This window comes from Pseudomonas sp. 3A(2025) (genome assembly GCF_054589175.1).
Map to the genome: position 1 here is coordinate 654,333 of NZ_BAAILM010000113.1, position 14,469 is coordinate 668,801.

Below are 14,469 nucleotides of genomic sequence, written 5' to 3' on the forward strand. Positions count from 1 at the left end.
CCATGAACATCAACCATGACCTGACCGTGCTGATCGTCGAAGACGATCCTCATGTGTTGCTCGGCTGCCAACAGGCGCTGGCGCTGGAAGACATCGTCAGTGAAGGGGTAGGCAGTGCCGAGGAAGCACTGGCACGGGTGGGCGACAACTTCGCCGGCATCGTGATCAGCGATATCCGCCTGCCGGGCATCGATGGCTTGCAACTGCTCAGCCTGCTCAAGGCCCGCGACGCCAGCCTGCCAGTGGTGCTGATCACCGGCCACGGCGATATCTCGATGGCGGTCAATGCCATGCGCGACGGCGCCTACGACTTCATGGAAAAGCCCTTTTCCCCCGAACGCCTGGTGGATGTCACCCGCCGGGCACTCGAACAACGCGGCCTGGCCCGTGAAGTGTGGGCGTTGCGCCGGCAACTGGCCGAGCGCGACAGCCTGGAAGGCAAGATCATCGGCCGCTCGCCGGCCATGCACAACCTGCGCGAATTGATCGCCAACGTCGCCGACACCTCGGCCAACGTGTTGATCGAAGGCGAAACCGGCACCGGCAAGGAACTGGTCGCCCGCTGCCTGCATGACTTCAGCCGGCGCAGCAGTCACCCATTCGTGGCGCTGAACTGTGGCGGCCTGGCAGAGAGCCTGTTCGAATCGGAGATCTTCGGCCACGAAGCCAATGCCTTCACCGGCGCCGGCAAGCGGCGCATCGGCAAGATCGAACACGCCCACAAGGGCACGCTGTTTCTCGACGAAGTCGAAAGCATGCCGATCCCGCTGCAAATCAAACTGCTGCGCGTGCTGCAGGAGCGCACCCTGGAACGGCTGGGTTCCAATCAGCATGTCGAGGTGGATTGCCGGGTCATTGCGGCGACCAAGTCCGACCTGAATGCATCGAGCAAGGCCGGGCAGTTTCGCAGCGACCTGTATTACCGCCTCAATGTGGTGACCCTGGAGTTGCCGCCGCTGCGCGAACGTCGTGAAGACATCCTGCAACTGTTCGAGCATTTTTTGCAGCTGTCGGCGCTACGCTTCGACCGCGAGCCACGCAGTATCGACCGCCAGACTCTGTCAGCCCTGAACAGCCACGACTGGCCGGGCAATGTCCGTGAACTGCGCAACGTTGCCGAACGCTACGCCTTGGGCCTGCCGGCGTTCAAAGGCGTTGTCAGTGGGGTCGAAAGCCCTGCCTTGAGCTTTGCCGAGGCGGTGGAGGCGTTCGAAAAGAACCTGCTCAACGAAGCCCTGCAACGCAGCGGCGGCAACCTCAGCCAGGCCAGCCAGGAACTGGGCATGGCCAAGACTACACTGTTCGACAAGGCCAAGAAATACGGTTTGTAAACCCGTCCCGCACGACGTGCTTACAACTGCGCCATTTGCCGTTGCTCGTCATCATGGTGGGCCCTGAGATAAGGCAGCACCGCTGCCAGCAGCGGAGCCTTGAAGGCTTCCTGGAAGCGGTGGGCAAAGCCCGGAATCAGCTTGAGCTGGCTGCCACGAATATGCGCCGCCAGATGCACACCGTGCATTACCGGCAATAACGGATCAGCCGTGCCATGCACCACCAGCGTGGGCACACGCAAACGGTTAAGCAGTTCGACACGGCTCGGCTCGGCCAGAATCGCAGTGATCTGGCGCTTGACCCCTTCAGGGTTGAACGCCCGGTCATAGGCAGTGGCAGCCTGTTGCAGCAACACTTGCCGATCATCCTTGACCCGCGGACTGCCCAGCGCGGCGAGCAGGTCGGCCTGCTGTTCCAGCGCCATCGCCCGGTTCGGTGCGCCGCGCCGGGCGAGCAATTGCAGCAAGGCGGCATCGGGCATCGGTAGCCCCTCTGCGCCGGAACTGCTCATCACCAAGGTCAGGCTTTCGACCCGTTGCGGCGCCTGGTCGGCCAGGTGCTGGGCAATCATGCCGCCCATGCTCGCGCCCAGCACATGGAAGCGGCGAATGTTCAGATGGTCCATCAGGCCCAACGCATCATCGGCCATGTCGCTGAGCGAGTAAGGCGTCGACACCGGCACGCCGAGCTTGAAGCGCAGCACCTCGAAGGTCAGGTTGACCTCGGCCACAGGCTTCACCCAACTCGACAGGCCGACATCGCGGTTGTCATAACGAATCACCCGAAAGCCTTGCTGACACAGCGCCGCCACGACCTCATCGGGCCAGTGAATCAACTGCCCGCCCAGGCCCATGACCAATAGCAGCGCAGGGTCCGATTCGGCACCAATGCTTTGATAGGCGATGCGCACATCCTTGAGTGCGGCCACCTGTACGGGTGTATCGACAGCACATTTTTCGGCAGCGAAAGACGGCAGACCGCACAGCAGTGCAGCCAGAAAAAGAAAGACGCGCATTGCACGAACACCAAAAAAAAGATCCCCAGTTGGCGCCCAGTCTGATGATGTTTTGCCATTCGCGCTGCCACACTTTCGTGACGATTTGATGAAGGAGGATCAGCGGCAAGTTTTTAGCTGCAAGCGGCAAGTCAGGCGTGTTGGATGTCAGGCCGGTGACAGGGTCGACATTGGGGTGATCATGAGACAAACTCACCTTATATTTCGAAAACACAAATTCTGCTCATGGAGCGTCTGCCGTGCTGGAAATTCGTCATCTCAAGACTTTGCATGCCCTGCGCGAAGCGGACAGTCTGGTGGAGGCTGCCGAACGCCTGCACCTGACTCAGTCGGCGTTGTCTCATCAGTTCAAGGAACTTGAAGAGCGTCTGGGTATGCAGCTGTTTGTGCGCAAGACCAAGCCGGTGCGTTTTACCAGTGCCGGGCTGCGTCTGCTGCAACTGGCCGATTCGATGTTGCCGCAACTGCGCAGTGCCGAGCGTGACATGGCGCGTCTGGCAGGCGGCACCGCCGGGCGTTTGCACATGGCGATCGAGTGTCACAGTTGCTTTCAGTGGTTGATGCCGACCATTGACCAGTTCCGCGATGCATGGCCTGAGGTCGAGCTGGACTTGTCTTCGGGGTTTTCTTTCGCGCCGCTGCCAGCGCTGGCGCGTGGCGACCTGGACCTGGTGGTGACGTCAGACCCGCTGGACCTGCCGGGCATCACCTATGTGCCGCTGTTCACCTACGAAGCCATGCTGGCGGTGGCCAACCAGCATCCGCTGGCCAGCCGGCCGTACATCGTGCCGGAAGACTTGCTCACCGAAACGCTGATCACCTACCCGGTGGAGCGTGATCGTCTGGATGTGTTTACCCGCTTTCTGGAGCCCGCCGATGTCGAGCCGGCCCAGGTGCGCACCTCCGAGCTGACCGTGATGATGATGCAACTGGTGGCCAGCGGCCGCGGGGTTTGCGGCCTGCCGCACTGGGCGTTGCACGAATACAGCTCGCGCGGCTATGTGAAGGGCAAGCGCCTGGGCGAAAAAGGCCTGTTCGCCACCCTGCACGCGGCGATTCGCGCCGATATGCTCGACGCGCCCTATATGAGGGATTTTCTGCTCACCGCCAAGGACACGTCTTTCGCGACCCTGGACGGCGTCAGCGCGGTGCGTTAAGCGCTTTGCAGGGTTTGCCAGTAGGCCGGCAGAATCAGCTCGCCGGTCAGCGGCGCCAGTTCCAGCACGGCGCTGGCCTGGGCATCGACCCACACGGCTTCTTCGATCTCGGCCGCCGGCTGTACCTGGCCATCACAGGCCACGCGGAACAACTGGCAACGTACCTCAAAGCCCGGCTCGTTGGCCGCTGGTGCCTTGAACTCACCGAGAAACAGCGCCTGCGCTGGGTCGATACGCAGGCCCAGCTCTTCTTCCAGCTCTCGCGCCAGCGCCTGTACCGGCGGCTCACCGGCTTCGATCTTGCCGCCCGGCTGCATGAATGCACGGGTGCCGCGCTTGCGTACCAGCAACGTTTTGCCGTCGGCGCCAACCAGCAGCGCGGCGGCGATATCGATGATCTTCAAAGGTTGGCCTCTCTTTTCAGCAGGAGGTTTTCTTCACCGCGCTCCAGCGCCAGTTCGATCAACCGGTCGATCAGCCCGGCATAGGTCAGGCCGTTGGCCTGCCAGAGCTTGGGGTACATGCTGATCGAGGTGAAACCGGGAATGGTGTTGATCTCGTTGATGACGATGTCGCGCTGTTCGGTGACAAAGAAATCCACTCGCGACAGCCCGGCACAACCCAGCACGCGGTAAGCCTGCAAGGCCACTTCACGCACCTGCAAGGCCAGGTCCGGCGCCAGCTCGGCCGGGATCACGGTACGCGCCTGGCCATCGTTGAGGTACTTGGTGTCGTAGGCATAGAAGTCGTCATTGGCAATCACCTCGCCACACACACTGGCATGCGGCTGGCGGTTGCCGAGTACGGCGCACTCCACTTCACGCCCGACCATGCCCTGCTCGATCAGAACCTTGTGGTCGTATTCGAACGCCAGGCTTAACGCAGTCTGCCAACCGGCTTCGTCGGTGACCTTGCTGACGCCCACCGAAGACCCTTGACTGGCGGGTTTTACGAACATCGGCACGCCCAGTTGCGCGGCGGCCTCATTGAAGCCAAGGGTCTGGCCACGTTCGAGGACCACGAATGGCGCCACGGCAATACCGGCATCGCGCAACAGACGCTTGGTGACGTCTTTGTCCATGCAGGCAGCCGAACCCAGTACATCCGGGCCGACAAACGGAATCGCCAGCAAACGCAGCAAGCCTTGCAGGGCACCATCTTCGCCGAAAGCCCCATGAATCAGCGGAAAAACCACCTCGATACGTGGCAGGGCCTGGCCGGATTCGACCTCGATGAACTGCCCACTCGTACTGCCCGGCAACAACGCCAGTTGCGTGCCAGCGGTGCTCAGGCTGATGTGTGCAGGGTCATGGGCATTGAGCAGGTAATCACTTTCATCGAAGCGCAGCCAGCGCCCCAGCTTGTCGACACCGATCAGGGTCAGGTCGTAGCTGGCACGGTCGATGGCATTGATGACATTGCGTGCCGACTGCAAAGAGACTTCGTGCTCGCTGGATTGCCCGCCGAAAACGATGGCGACTGATTTTTTCAAAACGCGGTACTCCTGTTTTTCAGGCCGCGAAGATAAAAGCAATACCGGGGGGAGTCCAGTGGGCCGGCTGTCGCAGCAGGCAAATGCGGAAAAAAAGATGCCGAGCGGTCACGTGCAGGAAGGCAAATGACCGCTGGACCGCAGTGCGCGGATCATTGTGCGGCAGTTGTGTCCTTGAGCGCAGCCGAACCAAAACCGGCAAAACGCTTGTTGAAGCCTGCGATGCGGCCTTCGGTAGTGGTCTTGCGCTGTTGCCCGGTATAGATAGGGTGCGAGGCGCTGGACACATCGAGTGCCACATAAGGGTAGGTCTGGCCGTCACTGTGCGCATGAGTACGCTGGGTGTCGACGGTCGAACCGATCAGAAAGAACACGTCAGCCGCCGTGTCGTGAAACAGGACGGTGCGGTAAGCGGGATGGATATCGGGTCTCATGATGGCTCCAGATCAATGATGGGTGATTAACAATCGAAAGGTACGTTATACAGTAACATAAAACATCGCCCGGCGGTTATCAACCTGCCACCCTCACCCATGGCGTTGCTTGCTCAGGCTGGCACTTGCCGCTAAGGTTTCGCCCGCCTCTCTCAGATAGAGGCCCGGCCATACGGCTGCGCTGGCTCGAGTGGTAATGGGCCACAAGCGCACCACATCACCTCTATCAGCAGGATTGTTCATGTCCGAGAACCTTGTCACCTATGACCTCCCGCCACACGCTTATGCCCGCTTGATCGAGGCCCGCGACTCATTGCGCTTGCTGGACAGCTACGTCAACAAGACCGACGTGCTGTGCAACCCCTCGATGCTGGTCGGCTATGTGAGCATGTTGCAAAGCGCGTTGCAGGAAGTGATCGCCGCCAGCACCCCGACCGGGCCGCGTGACGGGTTCATGCGCAAGGCCGACGAACTGGGTTTTGTCGCCCTCAATGCCAAGGAACATGAACTGATCGAGCATTTGCGCCGGACCAGCCCGCAGGGTCGCGACGATGTCTACAGCATGGTCGAGCGCATCCGCCGGATAAAACCCCGGGTGATGGAGAACTGAGCCCATAAAGGCGTCCCAGAGCGCCAGCAGAGACATTCTGTAATAGGGCATTTTTTGCATTTGCCGTAGAATCCGGCGACCCTGCCTCGCCCCGGCGACTCTGACTGACGGTAGGCAACCAAGGCCATCGTGCGCCTGTCTTTATTTCACTGACACTTTTCAAGAGCCCACCGTTATGACTAACGGACGCGATTATCGAATCGACTTCTTTCGAGGCCTGGCGCTGATCTTCATCTTTTGGGATCACGTACCGGACAACCCCCTCGCGCAATCGACCGTGCGTAATTTCGGTTTCAGCGACGCCGCAGAAATTTTCGTATTTCTCGCCGGCTACGCCTCCATCCTGGCCTACGGTCGCATCTCCCGACGCGACGGCTGGCTGGTGGCGAGCGTGCGCATCCTCAGGCGCACCTGGGTGCTGTACGTCGTGCACATCTTTTTGCTGACCCTGTTGATGGGCATCGTGTTTGTCGCCAACAACTATGTTGAAACCCGCGATATGGTTCAGCAGATGGGCCTTGAGCATTTTGTCGGCAACCCGCAGCAAGCGCTGGCCGATGAGTTGCTGCTGCGCTTCAAGCCCAACCTCACCGACCCATTGCCGCTGTACATCCTGCTGTTGCTGGCGCTGCCGCTGATCCTGCCGTTGATGCTGCGCAAGGTCGAACTGGCCGTGGCCCTGTCGTTCGCGCTGTACATGATGGTGCCGCTGTACGGCTGGAACCTGCGTTCTTATGAAGGCGGCGGCGTCTGGTACTTCAACCCGGTGGCCTGGCAACTGGTGTTCATCCTTGGCGGCGCCTTTGCCCTCTATAACGAGCGCCCGCGCACGGTCGATACCCGCCCCTTGAGTCAGCAGCCATTGTTCGCGCTGGCAGCAATCTACTTATTGATTGCCGGTGCCCTGACCTTCAGCGAGAAATGGCCACACGTGCACGGCGCACTGGTCGCCAGCCTGCATCTGGAACATCTCTACCCGATCAGCAAGACCGACCTGGCGCCGGTGCGCCTGCTGCACTTCGTGGCACTGGTGTATGTCACCGCCAAACTGCTGCCCACTCACGCCAACTGGCTCGACAACTGGCCAGCACGCCAGACGTGCCTGATGGGCCGCTACTCGCTGGAAATCTTCTGTCTGGGCGTGCTCCTCGCCCCGCTGGCCGACGCCGCCAATGCCCTGGCCGGTGATACCTGGCCCATGCAGGTCACCACCGCCATCGCAGGCCTGGGCCTGATGATGCTGATGGCCAACGGGCTGGAGCTGAACAAGCGACTGGGGGCAAGCAAGGTGGTTGTCGAGAGTACGAAGTTGAGAACGGCTTCGCAATAAGTGGCGCTTTCGGAAGATTCCTACGACGTTATCAGGGCAAGTATCTTTGCGCATCGCCGCTATTGAGAGAACAACACTCTCAAGAGAAAACCCTGATGACGATCAGCGCAGTAGCACACGTAATGCCACTCTTAGAGACGCACATGCGCTCGATGGCCCGGCTTCCCGAAAACGATCCTATCCCGAACATCGAGAACCTCTTGAAACCAGAGGAAGAAGTTTTCGAAAAGTCTTTGATTGATAACTGGCCAGGGGCTCGCTTCCCGCGTTTGCGCCATACGCCAAGGCCCCTTCAAGACATACCCGACGCCATTCTTGAAACAGACCGGGCCTTTTACCTTAAGCTCGTTATCGATGATTGCAACCAATCCATACACGGCATGTTCGACGACTATCACAACTTCCGTCAGCAGTTATCTTTCATCAACCCGGAACTGTCGAAAAAGCACTTTGGCTTCACCCTGGGACCCGATCAGCAGATCAAGATCACCGACCCTGACAACGTATTGACGGCTGCGGAGTCGGGCTATCTGACTGAAAAGCTCAATGAGCGCGAGCGCCTGAAAGAGAATCTGCATATCCACGCCAAAACCGTGATGGAACTGGTCGACCACCTCACCGAGATGTTTGCGGACATGTATTCGGTCACCTTGGAGAACTATCACAAGGTCATCGATTACGGGCAGATCTTCACCCGTAATACCATCGGCAATTTCATGGACACCTGGGCGTGGCAGGTCCACCGGTATGCGGATAAACGTGAGGACACCGATCACGATTCACCCTCCCGGATCGATGTAAACGTTTGATAACTGGCCTGCCTCAGAAGGAGCCGTTCAAATACTCGATACGTTCATCCACCCCCTCCGGCACTTCCCCCAACAAATAATCGCGCAACGCCCGCATCTGCTTCACCTTGGGGCTGTTCTTCAACCACACCAGGTAATAGCCATCCCCCGTCGCCACCGCCTGCTTGAACGGCAGGCGCAATTGCCCGCTGCGCAATTCGGCGTTGACCAGCAGCAGGTCGGCGACAGACACGCCCAGCCCTTGCACGGCGGCGCTGATGCCTTGGTCGAGGGTGTCGAATAACTGGCCGCGGTCCAGATTGATCGGCTCACTGGCGCAGACACCTTCAAGCCAGCGGCGCCAGTCGCGGCGGTCGGCAGAGGGGTGCAGCAACTCCACGCTATTGAGCAGAGACAGCTCGGGCGTGTCGGGCAGATAGTGCGGATGGCAGACCGGGATCAGCCATTCATCGAAGAGCTTGCAGCTCTCGATGTCGGCGCCGAAATGGCCGGGGCCGAGCAGGATGGCGCAGTCGTAGGGCTCGGTATAAAAGTCCACGCTGTCGATGTCCATCCACACACTTGAGAGTTGCACATGACAGTGATTATCGGCCTGGCGAAAACGGTCGAGGGTCTTGAGCAGCCAGCGCATGGTCAGGGTCGAAGGCGCCTTGAGGCGCAGGCTGTGGCGATCGACCTTGAGCAGCGCGCAGGCGTTTTCGATGATCTTGAAACCGGTCTTCAGCTCATCGGCCAGCCGTTGTCCCGGCGCGGTCAGGCTCAGCCTGGGACCATGACGCTCGAACAGCGCACAGTCGAACAGTGATTCGAGGTTCTTGATGTGATGGCTGACGGCACTTTGCGTCACCGAGAGTTCCTGAGCGGCCTTGCTGAACGAGCCGTGTCGCGCCGCCACTTCAAAGGCGCGCAATGAATACAGCGCCGGGATGCGTTCTGCCATGCCCGCCCCAATGATGAGTAAAGCTAATAGTAGGACAGAACTTAACCCGTTTTACAACGCAGCGCTGCAACGCAAGAATCAGCGTCCTTCGCTTGTGGACACTGCGCCGTGAATATCGCCCTGACCCTCACCTATATCGCCACTGTCTTGCTGTTGATCGCTACACCCGGCCCGGTCGTGGCGCTGGTGGTCAATACCGCCAGCCGCACAGGACGTCGTCAGGCCATTGCCACCGCACTGGGCAGCAATGCGGCATCGCTGGTGCTGATTGGCGTGGCAGCCTGGCTGATCGTCGGCAGCACTGTCATCGCTGCAGGATTACTGACGGTTCTCAGCCTGCTCGGCTGCCTGTATATCGCCTGGATGGCGCTGGCGATTCTGCGCGATACGACACCGCACACCGCCGCAAAAAACACAGGGTCGGGTGGTTTGCAGCGTGGCTTCGTGGTGGGTATATCCAACCCCAAGGACATCATTTTCTTCCTGGCCTTCTTTCCGCAATTTCTGCAGATCAGCGCGTCGATGGCGACCAGCCTGGCTCTTCTTTCATTACTGTGGGTCATCATCGACCTGTTGGTACTGGGCGCCTGGATTGTGCTTGCCGGCACGCTGACGCGGCGGGTTGGCGGTCGTTTGATCAACCGTTGTTCGGGCGTCGCCTTGTTGCTGATCGCTGTTGCAGGCGTGATGCATAACCTGCATCAGTGGATGACATAGCGGCAGATTGCCTGACAATTTCTGCTGCCCTCCCCGGCCAGCGTCTACGCTTGTCTGAAGCAGGTTCAACAGGATGACCGGGGCCAATTGTCTATGGGCGTATTACGGCATTCAGATACTGGGCAAGCGGTGGATAGCGCCGAGCAGCCGCCACCGCCTCACTCACCCCCACCGCGCAAGCGTTACGGCTGGCGGGTATTCTGGGTGCTGGTGGTCATGGGTGGTGTGGGGCTGGGTGTGGGGCTGGCGATGGAAACCCGCAGCTCGCGTTTGCAGGCGCAGGAGATTTCCAGGCTGGCCGCCGACCTGACCTGGACGCTGGAGCCAGGCCCCAGCGATCGGCGCATTTATCCGGGCGAAGGGCCGTTCGACAAACGCCTGGGCTATTCCGCTCTTGAGGTGTTCATGCAACGTTTGCTCAAGCGCGATTACCTGATCGCCGAGCAAACGCGTTTTTCGCCTGAGCTGATGCGCTACGGCCAACTTGGTTTTTTTGTGCCCTATCAGGAAAAGATCCAGACCGGGCTGACGATTACCGATTGCCGCGCCGCACCGCTGTACCAGTTCAGTTATCCGCAGCAGTTTTATGCAGAATTTTCCGCCATTCCGCCGCTGGTGGTGCAGAGCCTGTTGTTCATCGAGAACCGCAACCTGCTCGACCCCGAGCAACCGCTGGCCAACCCGGCGGTGGATTGGCCACGCTTTGTCAAAGCGGCCTGGTCGCAAGTGGCCAAGCGTCTGTCGTTGCCCGGCCAGTCGGCAGGCGGCAGCACTCTGGCCACACAACTGGAAAAGTACCGGCATTCACCCGATGGCCTGACGCAGACCGGCATCGAGAAACTGCGGCAGATGTTTTCTGCCAGCGTGCGGGTGTACCAGCAAGGTGAGCAAACCCTGCCCGCGCGCCAGCGCGTGGTGCGTGATTACCTTAATAGCGTGCCGCTGTCGGCGGTGCCCGGCCACGGTGAGGTGCATGGTCTGGCCGAAGGCTTGCGGGTCTGGTTCGGCGCCGACTTTACGCGCACCAATCAGGTTTTGTCAGGCAGCGCCGACACCCCCCAGGCGCTGGATAAACAAGCCCTGGCCCTGCGCGAGGTGCTGGCGCTGATCATTGCGCAGCGGCGGCCATCGTATTACCTGTCCAAAGGCCGCGCCGAGCTGGCCGAGCTGATCGATAGCCATATTCGCGTGCTGGCCGGTGCCGGCATCATCGAGCAACCGCTGGCCAATGCCGCACTGGCCCGGCAGTTGACCTACCGCGACTGGGAACAACAACCCACCTGGCAACCCATCGAAAACAACAAGGGCATCAGCGTGGCACGCAGCCGTTTGTCGAACATGCTCGACCGGCCGTTCTACGACCTCGACCGCCTTGACCTGTCGGCCAGCACCACGTTGCAGGGCGAATTGCAGGACAAGGTCACTCGCTACCTGCGTGAGCTGGCCGACCCCACGTTCGCGGCCAGCCTGGGCCTGATCGGCGAGCGCTTGCTGAGCCCGGCCAGCACCGCGCAGGTGCGCTACAGCTTTACCCTGTTCGAAGGCACGCCGGACGGTTTTCGTGTACGGGTGCAGACCGACAGCACCGACCAGCCGTTCGACATCAACGAAGGCAGCAAGCTGGAGCTGGGCTCTACCGCCAAGCTGCGGGTATTGACCACCTACCTTGAAATCATCGCCGAACTGCATCAGCGCTACGCCGACACCAGCGTTGGTGAGCTGCGCAAGGTGCCGGTGGAGGAGCCCGACCGGCTGACCCGCTGGGCCGTCGACTACCTGATTCAAAACCCCGACCGCGACCTGTCGAAGATGCTCGGTGCAGCGCTGGACCGGCGTTATTCGGCCAGCCCCGGCGAGGCTTTCTTCACCGGCGGCGGCCTGCACCGCTTCAACAACTTTCGCAGCCAGGACAACGGACGGCTGCCGACGCTGCGTGAATCGTTGCGTGAGTCGATCAACCTGCCGTTCATTCGCCTGATGCGCGATGTGGTGCGCTACAGCACCTATCAGGCGCCGGGCAACAGCGCCGAACTGCTCAAGGACGACAGCGACCCGCGCCGTCAGGAATACCTGAGCCAGTTCGCCGACCGCGAAGGCCGGGTGTTTTTGTTGCGCTTCTGGAAACGCTACAAGGACAAGACCTCCGAGGCACGGCTGGACACCTTTCTGGATGGCATGCGGCCTACGGCGTCGCGCCTTGCAGCAGTGCATCGCTACCTGCTACCGGGCGCCGATCAGAAAACCTTCAACACCTTTGTGCGCGCACACCTGGCCGACAGCGAAGCGGCCAAGGTCACCGACAAGCGCCTGAGTGAGCTGTACAAGAACTACGGCCCCGGCGCCTACGATTTGCCTGACCAGGGCTACATTGCCCGGGTCCACCCGCTCGATCTGTGGCTGGTGGGCTTTTTGCTCAATAACCCGCAAGCGCAGTTCAAGGACGCGGTGGCCGCCAGTGTTCATGAGCGTCAGGAAGTCTACAGCTGGCTGTTCAAGAGCCGGCACAAGAGCGCCCGCGACAGCCGTATCCGCAGCATGATGGAGGTCGAGGCGTTTCTGGATATCGAGCAGCGCTGGCAGCGCCTGGGCTATCCGTTCGATCATCTGGTGCCGTCGCTGGCCACCGCCATCGGCAGCTCCGGCGACCGCCCCGCCGCGCTGGCCGAGCTGATCGGGATTATCCAGAACGACGGTATTCGCCTGCCGACGGTGCGCATCGACAGCCTGCACTTCGCCGCCGACACGCCTTATGAAACCCGCCTGGCCATCAACCCCGACCTGGGCAAACGCGTGCTGCCCTCCGAGGTGGCCACCGCCATGCGCGAAGCCTTGTCGGAAGTGGTCGACAGCGGCACCGCCAAGCGTGTGCTGGGCACCTTCAAGCTCCAGGACGGCAGCGTACTGGCCATGGGCGGCAAGACCGGCACCGGCGACAACCGTATCGAAAGCGTCGGCGCCGGCGGGCGCATCCTGCAGTCACGGGCGATCAACCGTACCGCCACATTCGTGTTCTATCTGGGCGACCACCATTTCGGCACCCTGACCGCCTATGTGCCCGGCCGCGCGGCCGAAGGCTATCGCTTTACCTCGGCGCTGCCGGTGCAAGTACTCAAGGGCATGGCGCCGATTCTGACGCCGTATCTGGAGGACCATGGCCTGGCCATGTGTGGCCCACAACCCGGCATTTAAATTTCCAGATGAATCAGGCACTTGATTCTCAAATGAGAACAATTCCAGACAAGCCTCTTGCGAAGACGTAAAGATATATCTTAAGGTATATCTAAACGTAACAACGAGAACCCTGATGAGCGATGACTTTCACCCCACAGCCCCCCACACCGACAAGCGTGGCGGTCGCGAACGCGGCGGGCGCGGGCCACGAGTGTTTGCCCCCGGCGACCTGAAACTGCTGTTGCTGGACCTGATCGCCGGGCAGCCCTGCCATGGCTATGACCTGATCCGCCAGATCGAAACCATGTTCGAGGGTGCCTACACCCCAAGCCCTGGCGTGATTTATCCGACGCTGACCTTTCTTGAAGAAAGCGAGTTGATCCAGGGCGATACCGCCGCCGGCAAGAAACGCTATGCCCTGACCGAAACCGGCCGTGCCTGGCTGGCCGAACAGGCCGTCGCCGTGGACGGCGTACGCATGCGCATCGAAGTCAGCAAGCGCTCGCTGCGCGGCCATGATCGTCCGCTTGAAATCCATGAAGCGGTGAACAACCTGCGCCACGCGCTGCACATGCACCACGGCCGCTGGTCGCCCGAAGAAATCCTGCGGGTGCGCGCCCTGCTCAACGACACCGCCAAAGCCATTGCCGACGGCCCTCATTCCCAAGTCGAGAAACCTTTATGAATTCACCTTTATCGATCCATCGCGTCATGCATGAAATCAAACGTCGCAAGCTCGAAGTGCTGCGCGTGACCGACCTGACACCGCTGATGCGCCGTGTGACCTTGCACGGCCCGGACCTGGCCGGTTTTATCAGCCTGGGCACCGACGACCACGTCAAGCTACTGTTCGCGCGTACCCCGGAAGAACAGGCGGCGCTGGAAAACCTCAGCCTGGGCCGCGACAGCGAAGGCCCGCGCCCGGCAATGCGCGACTACACCCCACGGCGCTTCGATGCGCAAACCAACGAGCTGGACATCGACTTTGTGCTGCACGGCGACGGCCCTGCCGCCAGTTGGGCCGCGCAGGTTCAGCCCGGCCAGTTCCTGTACATCGCAGGCCCGCGTGGTTCGCTGGTGGTGCCGGATATTTTCGACAGCTATTTGCTGATCGGCGACGAAACTGCGATTCCGGCGATTGCCCGGCGTCTGCAAGAACTGCCAGCCGGACGTACCGCGCGGGTGCTGATCGAGGTCGCCAGCCTGCAAGAGCGCCAGCCGCTGAACAGCCAGGCACAGGTTGAAGTCAGCTGGGTGGTGCGCGGCGAGCAGGACCTGCTGGACGCGATCCGCGATGTGCAGGTGCCTGCCGGCAAGCTGTACGCCTGGGTGGCGACCGAAGCTGCGCTGTCGCGCAAGGCGCGCCGCGTATTGCTTGACGATCTGGGGCTGGATGATGAATTCGTCAAGGCGGCTGGTTACTGGCGCCTGGATGAGTCAGAACCGGCAACACATTGATTGT

General features: G+C 60.8%; 14 protein-coding genes. 9 read left to right on the forward strand and 5 right to left on the reverse strand.

Features of this window, described 5'->3' with window-relative positions; translation table 11 throughout:
- Positions 1 to 2: 2 nt before the first annotated feature.
- Positions 3 to 1,331: a two-component response regulator AauR gene (gene aauR / locus ACYP2A_RS29620; protein WP_459749474.1), complete on the forward strand. Its 1,329-nt coding sequence runs from the start codon at positions 3 to 5 to the stop codon at positions 1,329 to 1,331.
- Positions 1,332 to 1,351: 20 nt separating this feature from the next.
- Here aauR and ACYP2A_RS29625 read toward each other — a convergent pair whose 3' ends face one another.
- A complete protein-coding gene (locus ACYP2A_RS29625; protein WP_459749475.1) occupies positions 1,352 to 2,347 on the reverse strand; it encodes an alpha/beta fold hydrolase in 996 nt (331 codons plus the stop codon).
- A 239-nt stretch (positions 2,348 to 2,586) separates the two neighbouring features.
- On the opposite strand from ACYP2A_RS29625, the gene metR reads away from it, so the two are divergent.
- The gene (gene metR, locus ACYP2A_RS29630; protein WP_459749476.1) at positions 2,587 to 3,504 is read left to right on the forward strand and encodes a transcriptional regulator MetR; all 918 of its coding nucleotides are present in this window, start codon (positions 2,587 to 2,589) and stop codon (positions 3,502 to 3,504) included.
- Here the strand turns inward: metR and ACYP2A_RS29635 are convergent.
- The 3 genes from ACYP2A_RS29635 to ACYP2A_RS29645 form a co-directional block, all read right to left on the reverse strand.
- On the reverse strand, positions 3,501 to 3,908 hold the full coding sequence (locus ACYP2A_RS29635; protein WP_459749477.1) for an NUDIX hydrolase: 408 nt from the start codon (positions 3,906 to 3,908) through the stop codon (positions 3,501 to 3,503). The two genes, metR and ACYP2A_RS29635, sit on opposite strands and share 4 nt — an antisense overlap.
- Positions 3,905 to 4,996 carry a D-alanine--D-alanine ligase gene (gene ddlA, locus ACYP2A_RS29640; RefSeq protein WP_459749478.1) on the reverse strand — a complete coding sequence of 364 codons (1,092 nt, stop codon included), beginning with the start codon at positions 4,994 to 4,996 and terminating at the stop codon, positions 3,905 to 3,907. Before ddlA ends, ACYP2A_RS29635 begins: the two co-directional genes overlap by 4 nt.
- A gap of 152 nt (positions 4,997 to 5,148) precedes the next feature.
- Positions 5,149 to 5,430, reverse strand: coding sequence for a type B 50S ribosomal protein L31 (locus tag ACYP2A_RS29645; RefSeq protein ID WP_459749479.1), 282 nt, complete (start codon positions 5,428 to 5,430; stop codon positions 5,149 to 5,151).
- A 241-nt stretch (positions 5,431 to 5,671) separates the two neighbouring features.
- On the opposite strand from ACYP2A_RS29645, the gene ACYP2A_RS29650 reads away from it, so the two are divergent.
- The 3 genes from ACYP2A_RS29650 (at position 5,672) to ACYP2A_RS29660 (ending at position 8,179) form a co-directional block, all read left to right on the forward strand.
- On the forward strand, positions 5,672 to 6,040 hold the full coding sequence (locus tag ACYP2A_RS29650) for a hypothetical protein (RefSeq protein ID WP_459749480.1): 369 nt from the start codon (positions 5,672 to 5,674) through the stop codon (positions 6,038 to 6,040).
- A gap of 175 nt (positions 6,041 to 6,215) precedes the next feature.
- On the forward strand, positions 6,216 to 7,370 hold the full coding sequence (locus ACYP2A_RS29655; protein WP_459749481.1) for an OpgC domain-containing protein: 1,155 nt from the start codon (positions 6,216 to 6,218) through the stop codon (positions 7,368 to 7,370).
- 95 nt (positions 7,371 to 7,465) lie between these two features.
- Positions 7,466 to 8,179, forward strand: coding sequence for a hypothetical protein (locus tag ACYP2A_RS29660; protein WP_459749482.1), 714 nt, complete (start codon positions 7,466 to 7,468; stop codon positions 8,177 to 8,179).
- A gap of 13 nt (positions 8,180 to 8,192) precedes the next feature.
- On the opposite strand, the gene ACYP2A_RS29665 is transcribed toward ACYP2A_RS29660, so the two are convergent.
- Positions 8,193 to 9,119, reverse strand: coding sequence for a LysR substrate-binding domain-containing protein (locus ACYP2A_RS29665; protein WP_459749483.1), 927 nt, complete (start codon positions 9,117 to 9,119; stop codon positions 8,193 to 8,195).
- A gap of 108 nt (positions 9,120 to 9,227) precedes the next feature.
- Here ACYP2A_RS29665 and ACYP2A_RS29670 point away from each other — a divergent pair, with 108 nt between their 5' ends.
- From ACYP2A_RS29670 to ACYP2A_RS29685, 4 genes are all read left to right on the forward strand, one after another.
- Entirely contained in the window at positions 9,228 to 9,836 is a 609-nt protein-coding gene (locus tag ACYP2A_RS29670; protein WP_459749484.1) for a LysE family translocator, read from the forward strand.
- A 93-nt stretch (positions 9,837 to 9,929) separates the two neighbouring features.
- Positions 9,930 to 13,025: a transglycosylase domain-containing protein gene (locus ACYP2A_RS29675; protein ID WP_459749485.1), complete on the forward strand. Its 3,096-nt coding sequence runs from the start codon at positions 9,930 to 9,932 to the stop codon at positions 13,023 to 13,025.
- 115 nt (positions 13,026 to 13,140) lie between these two features.
- Entirely contained in the window at positions 13,141 to 13,692 is a 552-nt protein-coding gene (locus ACYP2A_RS29680) for a PadR family transcriptional regulator (RefSeq protein WP_459749486.1), read from the forward strand.
- Positions 13,689 to 14,465, forward strand: coding sequence for a siderophore-interacting protein (locus ACYP2A_RS29685; RefSeq protein WP_459749487.1), 777 nt, complete (start codon positions 13,689 to 13,691; stop codon positions 14,463 to 14,465). Before ACYP2A_RS29680 ends, ACYP2A_RS29685 begins: the two co-directional genes overlap by 4 nt.
- Positions 14,466 to 14,469 lie beyond the last annotated feature (4 nt).